This window comes from Alteromonas sp. ISO5 (genome assembly GCF_058105165.1).
In genome coordinates this window covers 1,988,901-2,008,015 of sequence record NZ_CM176572.1, presented here as the reverse complement: position 1 = coordinate 2,008,015, position 19,115 = coordinate 1,988,901, and the positions used below count along the sequence as shown (strand labels likewise).

General features: G+C 46.4%; 18 protein-coding genes and 1 pseudogene. 13 read left to right on the top strand and 6 right to left on the bottom strand.

Annotated elements, in window-relative coordinates; translation table 11 throughout:
* The first annotated feature begins 208 nt into the window (after positions 1-208).
* The 5 genes from AC2T0J_RS09190 (at position 209) to AC2T0J_RS09170 (ending at position 5,580) form a co-directional block, all read left to right on the top strand.
* Complete coding sequence (locus AC2T0J_RS09190) at positions 209-1,372, top strand: FAD-dependent monooxygenase (protein ID WP_489809834.1); 1,164 nt, start codon at positions 209-211, stop codon at positions 1,370-1,372.
* A gap of 61 nt (positions 1,373-1,433) precedes the next feature.
* On the top strand, positions 1,434-2,837 hold the full coding sequence (locus tag AC2T0J_RS09185) for an MFS transporter (RefSeq protein WP_489809833.1): 1,404 nt from the start codon (positions 1,434-1,436) through the stop codon (positions 2,835-2,837).
* 16 nt (positions 2,838-2,853) lie between these two features.
* Positions 2,854-4,017 carry an iron-containing alcohol dehydrogenase gene (locus AC2T0J_RS09180; RefSeq protein WP_489809832.1) on the top strand — a complete coding sequence of 388 codons (1,164 nt, stop codon included), beginning with the start codon at positions 2,854-2,856 and terminating at the stop codon, positions 4,015-4,017.
* Positions 4,018-4,049: 32 nt separating this feature from the next.
* On the top strand, positions 4,050-4,913 hold the full coding sequence (locus AC2T0J_RS09175; RefSeq protein ID WP_489809831.1) for an isocitrate lyase/PEP mutase family protein: 864 nt from the start codon (positions 4,050-4,052) through the stop codon (positions 4,911-4,913).
* Positions 4,914-4,956: 43 nt separating this feature from the next.
* Positions 4,957-5,580, top strand: a complete 624-nt coding sequence (locus AC2T0J_RS09170; protein WP_489809830.1) for an isochorismatase family protein — start codon at positions 4,957-4,959, stop codon at positions 5,578-5,580.
* A 40-nt stretch (positions 5,581-5,620) separates the two neighbouring features.
* Here AC2T0J_RS09170 and AC2T0J_RS09165 read toward each other — a convergent pair whose 3' ends face one another.
* Positions 5,621-6,403, bottom strand: coding sequence for an enoyl-CoA hydratase/isomerase family protein (locus tag AC2T0J_RS09165; protein ID WP_489809829.1), 783 nt, complete (start codon positions 6,401-6,403; stop codon positions 5,621-5,623).
* A 121-nt stretch (positions 6,404-6,524) separates the two neighbouring features.
* Here AC2T0J_RS09165 and AC2T0J_RS09160 point away from each other — a divergent pair, with 121 nt between their 5' ends.
* A complete protein-coding gene (locus AC2T0J_RS09160) occupies positions 6,525-7,430 on the top strand; it encodes a hypothetical protein (RefSeq protein WP_489809828.1) in 906 nt (301 codons plus the stop codon).
* Between the two features lie 579 nt (positions 7,431-8,009).
* On the opposite strand, the gene AC2T0J_RS09155 is transcribed toward AC2T0J_RS09160, so the two are convergent.
* Positions 8,010-8,372 (bottom strand): hypothetical protein, encoded by a 363-nt coding sequence (locus tag AC2T0J_RS09155; RefSeq protein ID WP_489809827.1) that lies wholly within the window; start codon positions 8,370-8,372, stop codon positions 8,010-8,012.
* Between the two features lie 140 nt (positions 8,373-8,512).
* Here AC2T0J_RS09155 and AC2T0J_RS09150 point away from each other — a divergent pair.
* The 4 genes and pseudogenes from AC2T0J_RS09150 (at position 8,513) to AC2T0J_RS09135 (ending at position 11,603) form a co-directional block, all read left to right on the top strand.
* Positions 8,513-9,338, top strand: a pseudogene (locus tag AC2T0J_RS09150) (transposase).
* A 519-nt stretch (positions 9,339-9,857) separates the two neighbouring features.
* Complete coding sequence (locus tag AC2T0J_RS09145; protein WP_013784548.1) at positions 9,858-10,079, top strand: TA system antitoxin ParD family protein; 222 nt, start codon at positions 9,858-9,860, stop codon at positions 10,077-10,079.
* Positions 10,072-10,362, top strand: a complete 291-nt coding sequence (locus AC2T0J_RS09140; RefSeq protein WP_489809826.1) for a type II toxin-antitoxin system RelE/ParE family toxin — start codon at positions 10,072-10,074, stop codon at positions 10,360-10,362. The genes AC2T0J_RS09145 and AC2T0J_RS09140 overlap by 8 nt, the downstream gene beginning before the upstream one ends.
* A gap of 191 nt (positions 10,363-10,553) precedes the next feature.
* A complete protein-coding gene (locus tag AC2T0J_RS09135; RefSeq protein WP_489809825.1) occupies positions 10,554-11,603 on the top strand; it encodes an IS110 family RNA-guided transposase in 1,050 nt (349 codons plus the stop codon).
* Positions 11,604-12,025: 422 nt separating this feature from the next.
* On the opposite strand, the gene AC2T0J_RS09130 is transcribed toward AC2T0J_RS09135, so the two are convergent.
* Both AC2T0J_RS09130 and AC2T0J_RS09125 read right to left on the bottom strand, forming a co-directional pair.
* Positions 12,026-12,646, bottom strand: coding sequence for a TrmH family RNA methyltransferase (locus tag AC2T0J_RS09130; RefSeq protein ID WP_489809824.1), 621 nt, complete (start codon positions 12,644-12,646; stop codon positions 12,026-12,028).
* A 125-nt stretch (positions 12,647-12,771) separates the two neighbouring features.
* A complete protein-coding gene (locus AC2T0J_RS09125; RefSeq protein WP_489809823.1) occupies positions 12,772-13,008 on the bottom strand; it encodes a hypothetical protein in 237 nt (78 codons plus the stop codon).
* A 176-nt stretch (positions 13,009-13,184) separates the two neighbouring features.
* Here AC2T0J_RS09125 and AC2T0J_RS09120 point away from each other — a divergent pair, with 176 nt between their 5' ends.
* On the top strand, positions 13,185-14,339 hold the full coding sequence (locus tag AC2T0J_RS09120) for an IS110 family RNA-guided transposase (protein ID WP_489809822.1): 1,155 nt from the start codon (positions 13,185-13,187) through the stop codon (positions 14,337-14,339).
* 631 nt (positions 14,340-14,970) lie between these two features.
* Positions 14,971-15,933 (top strand): IS110 family RNA-guided transposase, encoded by a 963-nt coding sequence (locus AC2T0J_RS09115; protein WP_489809821.1) that lies wholly within the window; start codon positions 14,971-14,973, stop codon positions 15,931-15,933.
* Between the two features lie 23 nt (positions 15,934-15,956).
* On the opposite strand, the gene AC2T0J_RS09110 is transcribed toward AC2T0J_RS09115, so the two are convergent.
* Positions 15,957-16,382 (bottom strand): hypothetical protein, encoded by a 426-nt coding sequence (locus AC2T0J_RS09110; protein WP_489809820.1) that lies wholly within the window; start codon positions 16,380-16,382, stop codon positions 15,957-15,959.
* A 646-nt stretch (positions 16,383-17,028) separates the two neighbouring features.
* The gene (locus AC2T0J_RS09105; protein ID WP_489809819.1) at positions 17,029-17,982 is read right to left on the bottom strand and encodes a hydroxymethylglutaryl-CoA lyase; all 954 of its coding nucleotides are present in this window, start codon (positions 17,980-17,982) and stop codon (positions 17,029-17,031) included.
* A 207-nt stretch (positions 17,983-18,189) separates the two neighbouring features.
* Between AC2T0J_RS09105 and AC2T0J_RS09100 the strand changes: the two genes are divergently transcribed.
* Positions 18,190-19,110: a VOC family protein gene (locus AC2T0J_RS09100; RefSeq protein WP_489809818.1), complete on the top strand. Its 921-nt coding sequence runs from the start codon at positions 18,190-18,192 to the stop codon at positions 19,108-19,110.
* Positions 19,111-19,115 lie beyond the last annotated feature (5 nt).

Sequence of the window (19,115 nt, the reverse complement as noted above, 5' to 3'; positions counted from 1 at the left end):
ACTCTCTGCGCGCTTGCTGTGTGGTAGTCAGTCAATCTGATGCAGAACACATTCCGTCGCACCGACTCCGCGATGTCAGCAAACATACTACTTTGCATCCCGCAAAGTCTTTGACAATTGTCATGGCTGCCGGGCCTTGGATATGGAGACTTAGTAATAACATGTTTTCCCTGTGGCACGTCGTCGCGGATCAAAAAGGACAGTTACGATGCAAAATTTAACAATTGCTGTGGTAGGTGCCGGTATAGCTGGCTTAACGGCGGTGAATGCACTGGCCAAAGCCGGGCATAATGTACACTTGTTCGAAGCAGCCCCAGCATGGGGTGATGTGGGCGCGGGTATCACCCTGGCGCCCAATGCGATGCGCGGACTTGACTATATTGGCGTTGGTGCTGAGGTCGCTCAGACCGGCGTTGAGCCCACCAGCCAGCACATCAGCCACTGGCAAAGTGGTGAAACCCTTTTAAAGGTTGTTCGCAGCAATACGAGAGAACAATACGGCTCAGCATATGTATACATACACCGTGCCGACCTGCACAAAATTCTGGTTAATGCGGCGGAGCAAAACGGGGTTACCATTCATCTTAATAAACAGCTTGAAACGGTAACAACTGAGGGTGAACAAGCCTCTATCCAGTTTGCCAATGGTGAATCATTCTCCGCGGATCTGGTAATTGGTGCTGACGGACTGAAGTCTAATACACGTAAGTTGTTTAAAACCCAGCCACCACACTTTACCGGCCATATCGCTTATCGTGCGCTGGCACCGGCCAGCCCGGCAATTCAGGCGCTTATCGAACAACCGGGTATGCATATCGGCCCTGGCAAAATGGTAGTGCGTTACCCACTGCGCAAAGGGGATATTTTAAACCTTGTCTTCTTCACTCGTCAGGATGGCTGGGAAGAAGATGGCTGGGCCATCACGGCTGACATTGAAGAACTGAAAGGTCATTTTGAAGGCTGGTGCCCGGCCATTAAGACGCTGCTAAATGAAGTGAAACCCGGCTCGGTATTCAAATGGGCTATTAACGCCCACAAACCACTGCAAGGCGGCTGGTCGAAAGACGCCAACGTGACACTGATTGGTGATGCGGCACACGCCATGACCCCGTTTTTAGGCCAGGGGGCCGCAACCGGAATCGAAGATGCTGTGATGCTGAGCCGCGTTATTACTGACGCTGACTCACTAAAAGAAGCGCTGGAAAGGTATGAAGCTGCCCGCTTCGAGCGCACCAGTTTTATTCAGCAAGAATCTAACGAAAACGCCGATCGTTTACAGGGTGAAGAATCTGAAATGTATGGTCTTGGCAATCTTCGTAACGAAGAAACGCTGGGATTATTCAGCTATGACTGTGTGACCGAAGAAGTATAACCAGACAGACCGCTGCAACAGTGCGCAGCAAAGGTCAACAGCTCCGCGGAGAAAAAGCGCTATGACACAAGTTACCGATGTACCTGCAACACCTGTACAGGAGACCGACAACGATCGGGTGCCGATTAGTATCAAACTACTATTTGGTTCGGGCCAGATTGGCGCTCAGCTATTTCGCGACGCACCGGCCGCGTTACTGCCACTGTTTATGACAACAATGCTCGGTGTATCTGCCTGGGTGGCGGGTATCGTTGTACTGATCCCTAAGTTATGGGTAATTGTATGCGACCCGATGATGGGTGTTTGGTCGGATAAACTCAAACCGCGGTATGCCCGTCGTCCTTTTCTGGCAGTTGGAGGGTTGTTAACCGGAATTGGCTTTATAGCACTGTTCAGTTTCAGTGAGTTTAGCTCTCCCACCATGGCAGCTGTGACTATCGGTATTATATTTTTAATCGCTTCGACGGCTTTTAGCGCGTTTTCGGTGCCCTACCTCGCCGTGGCGTCTGAGCTTTCAACCAATGCGCATGAGCGAACCAAGGTACTCTCGGTACGCATGATATTTGTCGTGGTTGGTGTCATTATGGGCGTGGGATTAGCGCAGCCATTGGTTTTCAAGTTGGGGGGAGATGCTGCCGCATGGCAAACCATGGCAATTATTTTCGGCGTAATTTGCATAGTAGCTATGCTGGCAACAGCGTATGGTGTACCGCGTAGTTTTGGTCAGGCCCAGGCTGACGATCCACGCAAACTATTCAGTCGTTTTTCCTCAGTATTAGATAACAAGCCATTTGTTGTACTGACTTCAACCTACTTTGTACAAACCATTGCACAAGCCTGCGGTTATACGGTGGTGGGATTCATATTTCTATATGCTGTCGGTGATATCAGTATTCTGCTGCCTTTCGTTATTGTGATGTGTACAGGCTCAATTTTAAGCCAACCAATGTGGGTTAAACTATCGAGTAAATGGGGCAAGGAAAAAGCTTTCTGGGTTGCTTGTATTGGCTGGGCGCTTGTCACTATTACCTGGTTGTGGGTCGAACCGAGCAGCGATGTGCTGTTTACACTCCCGTTTTGGGGTGATATGGCTACGCAGCACTTTTTAGTGATGTGTCGTGCAATTTTAATTGGCTGTACAAATGCGGGTTTTGCGGTGCTGGTTTTCTCGTTACTCACCGACACCATCGACAAACAACGTCGCTTAAAAGGCACCGTTGATGAAGGCTTGTTTTCCGGCTTCTTCTCGGCCACCGAAAAACTTGCCTTCGCACTGGGCCCGGTGCTGGCCGGATTCATTTTAAGTATGACAGGCTTTGAGTCATCAACCGGTGGCGCCGTAGCGCAGGATGCGTCTGCTGTGCGCGGAATGATCTTGGTGTACTCGGTTATTCCGGCCATCATAATGGCCATCAGTTTGGTGATATTCACCCGCTATACCCGCGCCATGCGCAATATGAATTAAGCCAGGGAATCTGATTATGCAAAGCTTTGTTTATACTTCAGCACATAAAATTGTTTGCGAAAATGGCGCAGCATCAAAACTAGCAGAACACTGTGCAGCGCTGAACATTAAAAAACCACTGTTGGTAACCGATAAGGGATTGATTCAGGCAGGTATTATTGAACCCGTACTGACGGGTCTTAAAGCCAGTGGTTTTGAACCCGTAATCTACAGCGACATTGTAGCCGATCCACCGCAGTCTCTGGTGGAAACAGCCGTGGACAACGCTAAATCACTGGCAGTGGATGGCGTGATTGGGTTAGGCGGTGGCAGCAGTATGGATGTGGCCAAGCTTATTGCAATCTTATGTACTGGTGATCAACCCATAACCGATATGTACGGCATTGACAAGGTGAGCGGGAGTCGCTTACCGCTAGTGCTTGTCCCCACTACTGCCGGTACGGGTTCAGAAGTGACACCGATTTCCATTATCACTACCGGAGAAACCACAAAATCCGGTGTGGTTTCGGCTCAATTATTACCCGACATTGCCATTCTGGATGCCACTCTCACTCTGGGGCTACCCGGCCACATTACCGCTGCAACAGGTATTGATGCGATGGTGCATGCCATTGAAGCCTTTACCAGTAAAGTGAAGAAGAATCCGTATTCTGACATGCTGGCCAAGGAGGCGTTGCGGTTACTTAGCCAAAACCTGCTGACCTGTGTTAAAGAGGGTAATAACCTGGCAGCTCGCAGCAAAGTATTGCTGGGTGCCATGCTTGCCGGGCAGGCATTTGCTAATGCACCGGTAGCCGCCGTGCACGCACTGGCTTATCCGCTTGGCGGCAACTACCACATCCCGCATGGTTTAAGTAACGCGTTGGTATTGCCCGCAGTTTTACGATTTAACGCCGAAGAACCTGCAGCCGCCGCACTCTACGGCGAACTATTACCATGCATCTGTGACAACGCCACTAGTGGCGACAACCAGATCGATTGCCTGACGTTTATTGAAACTCTCGAAGCACTGCTGCGTGACACGGAACTACCGCGCAATCTGGCAGCGATGAACATTGACGAAGACGATCTGGCTAAGCTGGCCAAAGAAGCCATGCTACAGCAACGATTACTGATCAACAACCCGCGCCCGGTAACCGAAACCGACGCTTTAGCCATTTATCAAGCGGCCTACAGCTAATTAGCGCCGCCAAACTTTAAGTTAGGAATTACATGATGTCCAGAAGCATTTTACGCGAGAAAATTGAGAAGGGTGAATTTGTATTCGCCCCGGGTATTCAGGATATGATCACGGCGGTGATGGCCAACAAGGTTGGTTTCGATGTTGTGTATGGCACCGGTTACTGGCTGACAGCATCTGCTTATGGTCTGCCCGATGCTGGCCTGGTGAGCTACACCCAGATGCTTGACCGCATGGCGACCCTGGTGAAAACCAGTAATGCGGCCGTGATGGCAGATGCGGATACCGGTTTTGGTGGTTTATTAAATGTACATCACACGGTAAAAGGATATCAGGAAGCGGGGGTAGCTGCGATCCAGATTGAGGATCAGGAATTTCCTAAAAAGTGTGGCCACACCCCGGGGCGCCGCGTTGTACCAACCGCCGAAATGGTAGAAAAAATTAAAGTGGCAATAGATGCACGTACTGACGAAGACATGATGATTATTGCCCGTACCGACGCCCTGCAGGCCGAGGGGCTGGAAGCATCAATCGCCCGTTGTAAAGCGTATCGCGCGGCAGGTGCCGACATTATCTTCCTTGAGGCAATGACCAACGAGGAAGAAATGCGCCGGGCTTGTGAAGCCATAGACGCTCCTATGATGGCCAATATGTCTAACGGTGGTTTAACGCCCATGTTTAGCGCCGAAAAGATGCAGGATATAGGTTTTAGTGTTGCGATTGCACCCTCCTTACCTGCGTTGGCTGCAGCCAACGCGGTGGAAAAGGCCCTGATTGCTATGAAAGAACAAGGTAGCCCGGAGCCAGACGGCGTACCTATTAACAACTTCAAAGAATTCTGTTCTCTGATCGGTTTTGAAGATGTATGGGCTTTCGACAAAAAATGGGCACGTTAAGCGAAACGCTTAACGTGAACTGCAACCAGCGGGCAAACGTGTTATGAGTGAAAATTTAGATGCAAACTATGCTGAGGTGTATAACAACCGTATCGGCTATGGCAAAAACCCGGCTCTTGTTCTGATTGACTTCGTGGAAGCCTATTTTGATCCCGAATGTGATCTCTACGCCGACGTAGAAAATGAACTGGCTTGTGCCATTCGACTGGTTGATATCGCCCGGACCAAAGGTATCCCGGTGATTTATACCAATGTAGTCTACAACAAGTCCGGCTTTAACGGTGGCCGCTTTTTCCAAAAAGCCAAACCCTTGCGTCATATGGTGGAAGGCTCACCACTTGGCGCGTGGGCAAAAGGGTTACTACCGCTGGAAAACGAACTAGTGATTTCCAAACAGTATCCCAGTGCCTTTTTTGGCACGTCACTGTCGTCGACCCTGACAGCTGCTGGTATCGATAGCGTGATCCTGACTGGTCTGACGACCAGCGGTTGTGTACGCGCCAGCTGCGTGGATGCCTGTTCATACGGGTTTATTCCGATTGTCGTGTCCGATGCCTGCGGCGACCGTCATGAAGCGCCGCACAATGCCAACCTGTTCGATATGAACGCTAAATACGCGGATGTTGTTTCTGAGCAAGAAGTTTCAGACTATTTAAGAGCGCTCTAACCGGTTTATCCACCTGGGGTCGGGTTACCGTTGTGACCACCTAGCCCCAGGTAAATTTAGCCGGGCGTTTCGCTACAAACGCCGCCAGCCCTTCCTGGCAATCTTCACTGCTAAAGGCGTTATCAAACATTGATGCATACGCATTCTCATTTAATTGCGTTATCCCTTCTAGACCTGCCAGCATTGCTTTTATGCCCCGTATTGCCGACTGCGAGTTAGCCGCAATGGTAGCGGCCAGTGCTGCAGTAACAGCCTCTACATCATTAGCTGCAGTCAGCTTATTGATAAAGCCGCATGCCAGTGCTTCATGTGCGGTTAAACGCTGACCAGTAAAAAGCAGCTCTTTCGTCTTCGAGGGACCCACCAGTGCCAGCAGTCTGCGGGTATCCCGATGGCTGTAAAGTAACCCAAGTTTGGCCGGTGTAATCGCAAAAAACGCCGTCTCTGCCGCAACCCTCATATCACACGCAAGGGCCAGTCCGCAGCCGCCGCCAACACAGGCCCCCTCTACCATTGCAATCGTCGGTCGGTCGAGCATTTCAAGTTTTAACTGGGTTTGCATTATTTGTGCGTTGTTGGCTTTAAGTGCCTCAGTATCATTAGCAAATCCTGCAAACTCTTTGATATCTGCCCCGGCGCTAAAGCTTCCGCCACGACCGGTAAGTACGACGACTCTAACATCGGGATCGAGCTCCACTTCACACAGCAACTGATACAGATGCAGCCACATAGCCTGGCTCATAGCGTTTTTACGCTCTGGGCGATTAATATAAAGTGTAGCAATGTTACCTTGTTTGGTAAGTGTAATGGCAGAATCTGTCATAGCCTCGTTTGCCCTTTAACTGAATACATATAACGACGTCGACTTGCCTTTAGAAAAAGTTAGTACGTGCCGCGAGATATGATATGTTTATATATCATTATAATTTTAAATGCTACCTTCCATGCCTCACAAATCAGCAAAACTCCAACAACGTTGCGGTTTTACCGCTACGCTTATCTGCCAACAACTTGAGCCGGTACTAACCGCCTATCAACGTGTGTTTCAGCTCAAACCAGACGCTATAAACACCCTTTCCACACGCATTACCGAAGCGTGGAACAAACCTGCACTCGCCAATAAACGTTATACGGTACTCAGAAACCCCGCCGGTAACCCTTGGTTAAGAATTATCGAAGTACCTGATTGTACTACGCCTATTCCGGTTAACTACTTTGGCTGGATGGCACTTCAATTAGGGATCAATAATCTGCCCTCTGTTTTGACTGAACTGGCCAGATATGATTTCCACGTTATTGGTGAACCTGTATTTCAGGATCTCGGCCAACAGCTCTCCATTTATCAGTGCATAGGACCGGCAGGAGAAGTGTTATATCTGGGAGATAACCAGCAACTATGTGAGGTATTGAGCAGCAGTGTGTATCGGCATAACAATTTAGTAATGCCAGTGCTAGCCACGTCAAACCGACAACACAGTGCCGATTTCTACGCGCTTCTGTCATCGACGGCCCCACGCTATCGTAATAGTCGTTTAACCGTTGTGAGCCGAGCATTAAACAAGTCTATTGACAGCACGTACCCGGTAGCAAGCATTCCTTTTGGGAACTGCAGCATTCTGGAAATCAATGAACTCAAAGCACTCTCCCCCAGGCCGCTATCCACAAAGGCATTGCCATCCGGGGTTGGCATGCTGACATGTAATGTATGCGATCTGAATCTGATTGCTGACCTCAACTATCAGCAAATATACCGTATTGAAGATGACTTCTACCAAGGCAGGCGCGCTGTTTTATTAAAGGGTCCGGAGGGTGAATGGGTAGAATGTATAGAACAGCAGGTACAAAGTTGACCAGCCAGGACTGAGTCGTTCTTGGATATGAAGCGGATATCAATGACGCTAATTCTCAATTGACCTCCTTAGTCTGACGCCATAGTTGTTGTTAGGCGATTTGCCCAATTAGACCGCATTAGTAACCCCTTACAACTAAAAAGAAAATGCAGATAGCGACCATTAGTAGAACGTAAATAATGAGAGGGCCTGAATTACCATTTTTGGCCTCAGACGCTAAGTAAGTATTAAGTTCTTTTTTACTCTGCCTGCGCCCATGTCTGGACGCAAGGTTATGATTGCCTAATGATGTAGTACCTTCAGTTACATACTATTTTGCCCTGGCTAGTGTCGGTAATCGACCAAATTCTGATGTGCCATCCGATTTAAGTACGTACCAGCTATAGCCGTCTTTAACAATGAAACGACCATTTGAAACAGAATATTGACCTGCCACGATCCTTTTGACAGATGTCATGATGTTCCCTTATCGCCTAACTTTTACTCAAAGGGCAAAACACAGCGCTATAATCGCGAAGCGGCGCTGTGTTTTTGTCCCAGCGAACGAAGTGAGTGACAATAGCGCATTATTATGTGCGTTCACGCCATTGCCCCGTTTAGTAACATGCCTGGCATGAAAAAGCTAAATGCAAAAACACCGGAACCGGTCAGTGCAAATGCCAAACAGCAAAATGTGGCCTGCAATGCGAATACTCTGGGACTGGCAGAGTTGCTATGCCTTAGGGAAATTATGGCTAGATTGGTGATGTTTTTTATTTGAGTGTAGGATCGCTGAAACCAAGCCCCTAAAGGCTGAAAGGTCAGTAAAAGAAAAGCAAATGCTACCTCGATACCACCGAACTGTAAAAGCAGTGCAATTTCAGGTGCGAATACCGCAATAGCTAAAATACAAATGCCTATTACGGCCTTTTGAGTGAATGTTAAATCTTCCCAATTTTTCATGTAAATCCTTTTAGTACATAGACACAATGACTCCCTGTGAAATGCTAGCCTCCGCATTTTCGTGGGTTAGCTGAAAGCCACCGGAGCGTCGGCCGGAACCATAATTAGTTTGCTTAAGACTAAATCATTTGGAGGCTAGCATGAATAAACATAGCATGATTTTTATCGGATTGGATACGCACAAAGAATTTCATGAAGTGGCGTATTGTGAAGAACAACTCGGGGCGAGTCCTGTTCACTATGCCCGCATTCCCTCTTCAAAAGTCAGTGTTAAAAAGCTGCTTCGCCAGTTTGAATCAAAATATCCTGGCGCGACTCTGCACGTTGTCTATGAAGCGGGCCCGTGTGGCTATTGATTTATCGACTGATAACAAGTTTAGGTCATTGCTGTCAGGAACAATTGCAAACCATTGAAGAACGTATCCGTCGACTAGAGAGGCTGGATAACTCACTCATCATGTTCACCAATGGCGATATTATCCGGTAGTGAAAGCCATTCAGGCCATGCGGGGTGTCAGGTTGTTGGTGGCTGTCGGCGTGGTAGCGGAATTGGACGACTTACATCGTTTCGACCATCCCAGAAAACTCATGGCTTATCTGGGTTTAGTGCCCAGTGAACAATCCTCTTGTGGTAAACGGCATTTGGGAGCAATTACCAAATCCGGTAACGGCCGAGCAAGGCGTTTACTCATTGAAGGGGCACACAGCTATCGTTATCCGGCAAATGTCTCTACCGAATTACAATTAGGGCAAGAAGGCTTACCCAAAGACATTGTCGATATAGCCTGGAAAGCACAGCTTCGCCTGTGCAAACGCTATCAGCGTATGAGTTAAAATGGCAAACATTACAACCTCATCATTACGGCGATTGCCAGAGAAATGGCCGCTTACATCTGGGCTATCGTTAAAGAAGTGGTACTCACGCCTGTTAATCCAAAACTAAGGTTAAGTCGAGTACCTGCATGATAAACGAGCTTGAGCTAACGCATTCGGATCAGGCCACGAAAGGTGACACAACCTACGAGGGCGTTATGATGGCAATCACTTAACCGTGATTGACCCACGAGCATAGACTGATGAGAATGGCTGAGCGGTCACCGGGGCACAGCGGATTAAGTAAGGTCAGCTCTGCTTATTCATCGAATAAGTAACCTACGAGTACCACTGGGGCGACACTCGCCATAACAACCGACGACATTACTGCCTCATCCGGTGCGTTAGCTCATTTATTTGAGTGAAAAAGATAACTAATTATGGACTGAAAGAGTGTCAGGGAAGCACTCGTTCAGGGTTGACAAAGGGAGTCATACCAACACCCCAAGAAGGGGCAATAACACGTAGGCTAAAATACCAAGCGAAGCGCAGGGAGCCTACGTGGTTTTGTCCCTAGCGAGCGCAGCGAGTGTTAATGCGTTTGCTACACGCAGATTGCCACAATTGTAGCGCATTGCTACAATGTAATAATGAACTATTAGGAGACATGTTATGGCAACAGCGAGCGTAAGACTAGACCAGAATTTAGTTGAGAAGGCGACCATTATGGGCAAAGCACTAAACCGAACTATGCCAAAACAGATTGAGCATTGGGCAAAGATAGGCGAAATGATGGAAGATAATCCTGATTTACCATACGAATTCGTGAAACAGGCAATTATTTCCAAAGCTGAGAAAGAGGCAGGAAAGTTGGAACCTTACGATTTTGGCTAAGATTACCAGTGTTTTACAGACAACTAATTTTAAGAGAGCAGTAAAGAAGTTACATCAGAATCAGAAAAAAGACTTGGATAAAGCTGTAAAAGAACTGATGGACGATCCTCTTCTAGGAGAGCAGAAAAAGGGCGACCTAGCCTTTCTTCATGTGTACAAGTTCAAGATGGTTAAGCAGTTAACTTTACTCGGTTACAGCTACGAGGATGGCACTGTAATACTTGAATTGATAGCACTTTGCTCTCATGAAAACTTTTACCGCGATGTTAAAAAGTTATTCTGACCATTTGCGTATCGCCCGCAACAGCGGCGCCAAAAAATGGGTGGCTTTGTGCAATAATTTGCGCAGCAAATGCACAAAGGCGCACAGCTTTTGGTGTCCGCCTGCTTGCGTTTGATACTCATTGAGCCTCCTCCCTATCAGCATAAACAGAGTTTATCCTAATAGGCGACCAAACCGAGGGAGAAAACTCAATGAACTTTTATACTAATACACATCTTTACTATTGTGGAATCGATCTTCATACACGATTACTGTATGTCTGTATCATCGATAATGAAAACAATATCTTAGTCCACGAAAAAATCGACGATTCACCAGAGAAGTTACTCGAACTGCTAACCCCCTATTTGGGCAATATCGTGGTAGGAGTGGAATGTATGCACTGCTGGTATTGGGTCTCCGACTTCTGTGAAGAGTACAATATTGATTTTATTCTCGGCCACGCTCTTTACATGAAGGCTATTCATGCAGGTAAAACCAAGAATGATAAAATTGATGCACTGAAGATTGCTAAGCTTATCCGCGGTGGCAACTTTCCGTTAGCTCACGCCTATTCAAAAGAGCACCGCTCTATCCGTGATGCGTTGCGCCGTCGAACGCATATTATGAGAATGAGTGCACAACTGAAAGCTCATGTAGCCAGTACGATTAGCCAATATAACCTACCCGCTCTCGAAGCCCGGTTAAACCTGCAAAACTCACCCGACCGCCAGAAAATGCATCACTTTTTCCCTGACGAAGCTGTGCAGAAAAGTATGGATTTAAATCTCAATATCATTAGCACCATGGTGCATGAGCTGTATAAAATTGAACATTATGTAAAAATTCAGGCGCAAACGCATAACGCTCGTGACCTGCATATTCTTAAGTCGTTTCCAGGCATTGGTAAAATCCTTGCTCTGACTATTTTATATGAGGTCGGCAATATTCAACGCTTCCCTTCTGTTCAGAAATTCGCATCCTATTCGCGGTTAGTAAAATGCAAAGCAGAGTCCGCAGGAAAATCATACGGTACCCAGGGGAATAAAATCGGCAATGCACATTTGAAATGGGCCTTCAGTGAAGCGGCTGTGTTGTACCTGAAAGGCAATGACAACGCCAAGCGCTACCTGGCTAATCTGCAAAAGCGCATGAGCAAAGCTAAAGCCTTATCGGCTTTAGCTCATAAAATCGGGCGATGTATATACTTTATGCTGAAAAACCAACAGGTGTTTGATGAAGAACGTTTTTTAAACGGGTAAGTCGCACAGTGGCATGAGCTTTAGCGTATAACTGGTTAAACGACGAGTATCGTCTTATCGCACAATACTCTGCACTCAGCAGCTTCGATAAGTATACCAACAGCTCATAACCCGTTGCGTTTGATTAGACATGCCACTGTTGCGCATTATTCCCTTTTTCAGAATTTGCTTACACCTTCACTGAGCCCGCTACTAACTGGCGTAAAGCAGCCACTTAGCTTTGAATAGGACAGAGGAAGGTTAACCGATGAATGTCTAGTGCCGTTGCCAGTCAGATGGAATTGATAAGTGCAACTTTAAGAGCCTCTATATGTGTTTGACGTAGGCAATACGCCTAACATCGACCATGACAGACGAAGTAAACGGATTCTATCAGGGGCTATGTATTGATCTTGAAATAGTGGTCAAGGGGCTATCTTTTTTCATTGACAGCCCGGAGGCTCATATGTGTTATGCCCGCCTCGATTAGCCCTTTTATATTTCTCTTGATATGCACGACGCTGTTTTGTGATTTCATACAACACGATACCTGATGTCGTACCGAGGTTTAAGCTTTCGATCATTCCGAACATTGGTATAGAAACACAGAAATTACTTCTTTCTACTGCTAAATCACTTATGCCCCGAGACTCATTGCCGAACCACACTGCAAGTCTAGGTTGTGTGTAATCCGCTTCGTGAAGTATGAAATTGTCTTTTCCTTTTACATGAGGAGAAGTAACTATTGATGTATAACGGTTTGACTCTAAATGATCAAAGCATTCTTCGGTGCTATTGAACCGTTTAACAAAACTCCATTTAATGGCTGAAACCGATGGCTTTGAGAGCGACTTCCTTTCTCTCATGTCTTGCCAGTCATCTGGAAGCGTCCCTTTGGGATCGACAATATATGTTTTCTCGACACCTAGAGCATTTACGTTACGAATTACTGTACCGATATTTTTAATGTCAGTGGGATACTCCATAACTGCTATTAGATTTTTACAACGATAAGGTTTTATCGTATCAGCTCTTTGCCTGATTTCAGATTTCATTTCATCCATAGATATTTAAATATTCCTTTGAGAGCATAACGCCCTAATTTGGCGGCACAAACGCGTGGGCTATACTGCGAAGCAGAGCCCGCATGTTTGTGTCCCCAACATTTGATTGTTATACGAATTGTCGATTAGTTCATTGAAAGTAACTGGCGAGGTTCTAGCGCTAGATTACTTTCTATACTTTTAATTTTGGATAAAAGTGCGCTATTTGTTTTACTCGTTTCATTCAACTGGATTTGCAACTGATCAATCTTTCCATGGAGAGCAAGATTAGTCTTATTTTGTTGATACAATATGAATGACTGAAGGCTGACAATTGCTGCGAAAGCGATTATTGAGAAGGTCAATTTCGTTTGATTTTTCATAAAATTTCCTTATTTCATTTGATTAGCTGAGATTACCAGCGATTTGAAATTTTTCCAATTAGTCGTATAGACACAATGACTCCCGGTGAAAGTGCTAGCCTCCGCATTTTCGTGGGTTAGCTGAAAGCCATTGCCATAATTAGTTTGTTCAATACTAAATCAATTTGGAGGCTAGCATGAACAAACATAGCATGATTTTTATCGGATTGGATACGCACAAAGAATTTCATGAAGTGGCGTATTGTGAAGAACAGCGTGGTGCTGTACCTGTTCATTACGGGCGCATCCCTTCTTCCAAAGTCAGCGTTAAAAAGTTACTTCGCCAGTTTGAATCTAAATATCCTGGCGCGACTCTGCACGTGGTTTATGAAGCTGGACCTTGTGGCTACTGGATTTATCGACTGATAACAAGTTTAGGTCATTGCTGTTATGTGGTCGCCCCTTCTCTTATTCCGAAAAAGCCTGGGGAGCGAATTAAAACCGACCGTCGGGATGCGCTTAAATTGGTGAGGTCATTGAAGTCAGAAGACCTCACGCCAATCTATGTCCCGGAGCCCGAAGATGAAGCGGTTCGCGATTTATCCCGCGCTCGTGAAGCGGCCATGAAGGATTTAAAAGAAGCGAAGTATCAGCTTAAGGCCTTACTGCTTCGAAACAATATTCGTTATGAAGGCACAGCCAACTGGTCGAAGAAACATCTGCGCTGGCTCACTGAATTGATATTGCCCCATCCGGCGCAGCAAATTGTTTTGCAGGAACAACTTCAGACCATTGACGAACGTATCCGGCGATTAGAACGGTTGGATAATGAACTCACTCATCATGTTCATCAATGGCGTTATTATCCTGTGGTGAAAGCGATTCAGGCTATGCGGGGCGTTCGCTTGCTAGTGGCTGTTGGTGTCGTGGCAGAACTTGGCGATTTACACCGCTTCGACCACCCCAGAAAGTTGATGGCGTACTTGGGCTTAGTCCCAAGTGAACAATCCTCCGGAGGCAAACGGCACTTAGGGGCTATTACCAAAGCAGGTAATGGAAGGGCCAGGCGTCTACTGATTGAAGGCGCACACAGCTATCGTTATCCGGCAAATGTCTCTACCGAATTACAATTAAGGCAGGAAGGCTTACCCAAAGACATCGTCGATATTGCCTGGAAAGCACAGCTTCGCCTGTGCAAACGCTATCAGCGGATGAGCAAGAGAGGAAAACACTACAACCTCATCATTACCGCCAATGCCAAGGAAATGGCAGCCTACATCTGGGCAATCGCGAAAGAAGTGGTACTCACACCGGTTAATCCAAAGCTACGGTTAAGTCGAGTACCTGCATGATAAACGAGTTTGAGCTAACGCATTCGGATCAGGCCGCTGAAGGTGGCACAACCTACGAGGGCGTTATGATGGCAATCACTTAACCGTGATTGACCCACGAGCATAGACTGATGAGAAGGTGCCACGGCGGATTGAGTAAGGTCAGCTCTGCTTATTCATCGAATAAGTAACCTACGAATACCAGCATAACAACCGACGACATTACTGCCTCATCCGGTGCGTTAGCTCATTTATTTGAGTGAAAAAGATAACTAATTATGGACTGAAAGAGTGTCAGGGAAGCACTCGTTCAGGGTTGACAAAGGGAGTCATACCAACGCCCCAAGCAGGGGCAATAACACGTAGGCTAAAATAGGAACGAAGTGACGGGAGCCTACGTGTTATTGTCCCACTGACTTGGTTTGTATGGATAATTAATCCCTAAATTCCCCACAACTTTTTCAAAGATGGGTAAAGTGAGGCCCAGACTTTGGCTGCAACCAAAGTTGGCTGTGTGGTAGTTCGATGACTTGCAGGCTCCTCAATTGAGAGACCGATAACAAACATGAACGCCACGCAGTGCTCCAAGCAACATACTCGAATAGTCGACTGGGCCCCGAGCTCGCATTTAGCAAACCAGAGTTAGCTTATTATGAATAAAACCGAAGCGCAAAACATTAACGCCGGCGTTGATACCGGTAAAGATTTCCTTGATATCCATATTCGCCCGTGCGATGAATACTTTAAAGTTACCAACGATAAAAAAGGTATTTCAGCTGCTATCAAGCGATTGAAAAAATTGGCTCTTGAACGTCTGGTTATTGAGGCAACAGGTCGTTACGAAGTCGCATTTATTACCGCTTGTGCAAAAGCAGGTATACCTTTTAGCGTGGTAAACCCCGTACATATAAAACGCTTTGCAGGTGCCATTGGCCGGAAAGCCAAAACAGACAGATTAGATGCAGCATTGATTGCTCATTTTAGTGAAGTAATACAACCTCCCCTATCTGCGCTGAAGCCAGAGAATATGCAGCAAATGGCTGATGTAGTGGCACGCAGGAGTCAGCTTCTTGAGATGCAGACTCGTGAGAAAAACCGGCTTCAAATTATGCCTACAAACGTTCATCCCAGCATCAAAGCCCTGCTCGTAGTGTTGAAGAAGCAAATTCAAAAAATGGACGATGAACTGGCTCAACTCATTGAAAGCTGTCCGGAATTTAAAGCGAAAAGTGACCTCGTTCAAAGTATGCCAGGAATAGGCAAAGTCTCCGCCGCTGCACTTATTAGTTACCTACCAGAACTTGGGTTAATGAACAATAAAGAAGTCGCTGCATTGGTTGGTGTAGCTCCTATGAGCAAAGAAAGTGGCCGATATAAAGGTAAGCAGGTTATTCAGGGCGGACGTCACCAGGTTCGTACTGTATTGTTCATGGCGATGATGTCGGCGATGCAATGTAATTCGGTTTTCAAGCGCACTTACAACCGATTAGTCGGGGCAGGTAAACCCAAGAAAGTCGCCATTATTGCCCGCGTCAGGAAGATGGTTGTCATCCTCAATTCGATGGTAAGAGATGGCGTCATGTGGGAAGAAAAAACAACTAAAATTCAGGGTTGACGCCATAGTCGTTTGTTAGGTGCCTACTCCCGAGCCCCTAGAAGTACATTTTGAATGTCATTAATATTACTGACCAAAGTACTACCAGAATCGGTACGCATGATTGAAACCATTTTTGTAAATGCCTTCCTTTGCTCGCTAGTAGCCATAGCGGCACCAAGTACTTCAAAAGCAGAGAAGGCCTCGATTGCTTCATTAGAACCATAAAGACAAATTCTGGCTTTTGCATCTCCAGTGCGGGCAAAAATATCCTTTTGCTCCTGACTTCCCATTTTGGGTCTAAGTTGCGCCTGATCACAAACACACTTTAAATAGTCCATGTAAGCTTTTGATTTTAATTCTCGGGAATGACGCTGATTTTCAATATGGCGAGTAAAAAAGTATTGAAGTATGGCACCGATAATTACGCCAGAAAACGCAAGTAACCCTACAGCTAATTTCATATCCATGAGTTCAAATTTCCTTTGGCACCTAACAATTTAATAGATTACAAAGTGGTGTAAAAAATTACACCATTTTGGTGTATATAACTCAATCATACTAAAGCTATAACTCCTTCTAATATAATTCTTTAATTTGCTCAATCCTAGTGCAGTTCTTACTAAATATGAGCAACTACACCACAATGGGCAATAATATTTTGTGTCCAAAAATAGCCCCTGTCAGTGAAATATTGTTTAGATGGTAAGCTTTTAAAGTACAGAACCTGTCATAGGTTCAGTTAGGTAGAGTTTTACGGCATGGTAAATTTCAGAAAAAAGGAGTTTATGCGCATCTCTCAGCTTTGAGATAAACGCCCCTCCTGCGAGTACAGCCTCGTTAATAAAGACTATTATTGAAAACTGTTATTCTTATTTGAGACATAACCAATCGCTTGCAAGGCTACAAATGGTCCGGAAGCTGACATCACAAATGTGGTTAGCAAAAAATGGCCGTGGGTTTATTGCCTGAAACAAGCCGATATATCGCGCAAAGCGACAATCTAAAAAGTAGCGTCGGTCGATTATTTGGCAATGACAGAAATAGTATTATCAGGAGCAAAGCTCGTTACGCTGTAAACAAGCAATACCCCTGTAAGCTCTTATAACTGAGTGTTTACACCTGCGGCGTAGCCATATTAAATCCTTTGGGTAAGCCAGCATCCGGTGTGAAACCGTAAAGTTCGACTTCAGCGGGTAAACTATCACGAAGTATTTGCCGTGCAGCCATCAGTTTTTCGAACTGAATACCGGTTTTAAGTCCCATACCTTCCAACAGAAAAATCAAGTCTTCCGTGACTATGTTACCCGACGCCCCGGGGGCAAAAGGACACCCGCCGATACCCGCCATCGACGCATCAATGGTAGTTAAGCCCACATCCAGTGCTGCCATTACATTCGCCAGTCCCTGGCCACGGGTGTTGTGCAAATGAATACCGGTAAGTTTCTCCCGCCCTACCGCTGCCCAGATTCCTTTGGTCATTGACGTAACCTGATTAGGCGTTCCAAACCCGGTAGTATCAGATATTCCGACTTCGTCACAACCCGCTTCGATAAGCTGCTCGGCTATACTAATCACTTTCGACTCTGGAACGTTACCCTCCAGGGTGCATCCAAATGCCGTTGATAATCCGCCTTCAAAAACCGGGCGTTCATTAACCGGTAGGGTGTTAATCAATTCGCGTATCTTGCGCACTTCATCAAACATTTGCTCGTGGGTACGGCGCACATTTTTGAGGCTGTGAGTTTCAGACACCGACAGAGGAATAGTAATTTTATGTGCGCCTGCGGTTACTGCACCTTCGGCGCCACGGTAGTTTGGTACCAACACGGCTACCGTGAGATTTGGGATCGTTCTGGCAAATGTAACCAACTCTGCGGTATCGGCTAACTGCGGTAATATTTTGGCTGGCACAAACGAACCCACTTCAATTTCTGGCATCCCGGCTTCCGCGAGCGCCTTAATCCAACGTTTTTTATCCTCGGTGGCCATAATTGGTGTGATGCTTTGCAGGCCATCACGAGGGCCAACTTCGCTGATTTCGATATCAATACTATTCGTCGCTTTCATAGGGCATACTCCTAATTGATTTATTGTCATAACATTATATTTTTTATTATATCAAAGAAAACGATAAAGATATTAAATTCATCCTCCTCTACTCCTCATCATGGCTATTTCAGCTTACACTGTTGCATTTATTGTTATAACTATATATCTTTACAGAAAGACATCATTGCTTATATTAATGAGCAGGTGAACCGGTGATTGATACAGATGACAAATCCACACTCTGAGGCTGCACTAAACGACACTCTTTATGTACAAGAGGTCGTTTTAGCAACTGCAGATTTTCCAGCGGCAAAAGCATTCTGGTGTGATCAATTGGGGTACCAAATACAACAACAGGTCAGTACTACTGACCGCAGTCTGCTAGACCTCTGGCAGGTATCAGAACAGGATATCGGATGCCGGGCCAAACTAGGCGTACCCAACGCTCATACCACAATCCACCTTGTTGAAGTATTGCGCCCCGCCACTCCGTTGAAGCAAAACGTCAGTAATCTTGATGCGCTGCCGAAAACCCTGAACCTACTGGTGAGAGATTTACCCAGAGTTTGGCAGCACCTCGCTAACGCAGGCGTTGTCATGAAAACGGACTGGGTAGAATACCAACAGCACGGCAAACGATACCGGGATGCACATATTGTTGGTCCGGATAGTACCGGCATAGGATTATTGGAAGTCCTGGACGAAGACTACCCGGTAAATGAACTGGGGATTGGCGAACCCGCATCGTTCACCAGCACTGTTAAAAATATGGTTGCAGAGGCTGACTTCTACCTTAAGCTTGGTGGCGAGAAGGTGCTGGATGAGCACTTTTCCGGCCAGGCTATCGAAAAACTCGTTGGACTGCCTCCTGGTGGCAGTCTACATATGCAATTATTTGGTCCGGGGACAACCCATTCGCGGATTGAGTTAGTGAGCTATGGTGTCCCCATGACATCGCATTATGCGCGCGCCCGCCTTCCACATACCGGCGCGTTATTCGCACATATTGCCAGTGGAGCTTTAACGCCCGCGCATCCAACAGATTGTGACGCTGAATTTAAAACGGTCACAGTTTGGAATACTACACAGCAGATGGCACGCCTGCAAACTCCTGCCGGCGCAACAGTGATACTCTGCAAAGAATAAAAGGT

Excerpts from the sequence above, each read along its gene's own strand:
- AC2T0J_RS09190 (WP_489809834.1), top strand. The coding sequence starts at position 209 with ATGCAAAATTTAACAATTGCTGTGGTAGGTGCCGGTATAGCTGGCTTA.
- AC2T0J_RS09185 (WP_489809833.1), top strand. The coding sequence starts at position 1,434 with ATGACACAAGTTACCGATGTACCTGCAACACCTGTACAGGAGACCGAC.
- AC2T0J_RS09180 (WP_489809832.1), top strand. The coding sequence starts at position 2,854 with ATGCAAAGCTTTGTTTATACTTCAGCACATAAAATTGTTTGCGAAAAT.
- AC2T0J_RS09175 (WP_489809831.1), top strand. The coding sequence starts at position 4,050 with ATGATGTCCAGAAGCATTTTACGCGAGAAAATTGAGAAGGGTGAATTT.
- AC2T0J_RS09170 (WP_489809830.1), top strand. The coding sequence starts at position 4,957 with ATGAGTGAAAATTTAGATGCAAACTATGCTGAGGTGTATAACAACCGT.
- AC2T0J_RS09165 (WP_489809829.1), bottom strand. The coding sequence starts at position 6,403 with ATGACAGATTCTGCCATTACACTTACCAAACAAGGTAACATTGCTACA.
- AC2T0J_RS09160 (WP_489809828.1), top strand. The coding sequence starts at position 6,525 with ATGCCTCACAAATCAGCAAAACTCCAACAACGTTGCGGTTTTACCGCT.
- AC2T0J_RS09155 (WP_489809827.1), bottom strand. The coding sequence starts at position 8,372 with ATGAAAAATTGGGAAGATTTAACATTCACTCAAAAGGCCGTAATAGGC.
- AC2T0J_RS09145 (WP_013784548.1), top strand. The coding sequence starts at position 9,858 with ATGGCAACAGCGAGCGTAAGACTAGACCAGAATTTAGTTGAGAAGGCG.
- AC2T0J_RS09135 (WP_489809825.1), top strand. The coding sequence starts at position 10,554 with ATGAACTTTTATACTAATACACATCTTTACTATTGTGGAATCGATCTT.
- AC2T0J_RS09130 (WP_489809824.1), bottom strand. The coding sequence starts at position 12,646 with ATGGATGAAATGAAATCTGAAATCAGGCAAAGAGCTGATACGATAAAA.
- AC2T0J_RS09125 (WP_489809823.1), bottom strand. The coding sequence starts at position 13,008 with ATGAAAAATCAAACGAAATTGACCTTCTCAATAATCGCTTTCGCAGCA.
- AC2T0J_RS09120 (WP_489809822.1), top strand. The coding sequence starts at position 13,185 with ATGAACAAACATAGCATGATTTTTATCGGATTGGATACGCACAAAGAA.
- AC2T0J_RS09115 (WP_489809821.1), top strand. The coding sequence starts at position 14,971 with ATGAATAAAACCGAAGCGCAAAACATTAACGCCGGCGTTGATACCGGT.
- AC2T0J_RS09110 (WP_489809820.1), bottom strand. The coding sequence starts at position 16,382 with ATGGATATGAAATTAGCTGTAGGGTTACTTGCGTTTTCTGGCGTAATT.
- AC2T0J_RS09105 (WP_489809819.1), bottom strand. The coding sequence starts at position 17,982 with ATGAAAGCGACGAATAGTATTGATATCGAAATCAGCGAAGTTGGCCCT.
- AC2T0J_RS09100 (WP_489809818.1), top strand. The coding sequence starts at position 18,190 with ATGACAAATCCACACTCTGAGGCTGCACTAAACGACACTCTTTATGTA.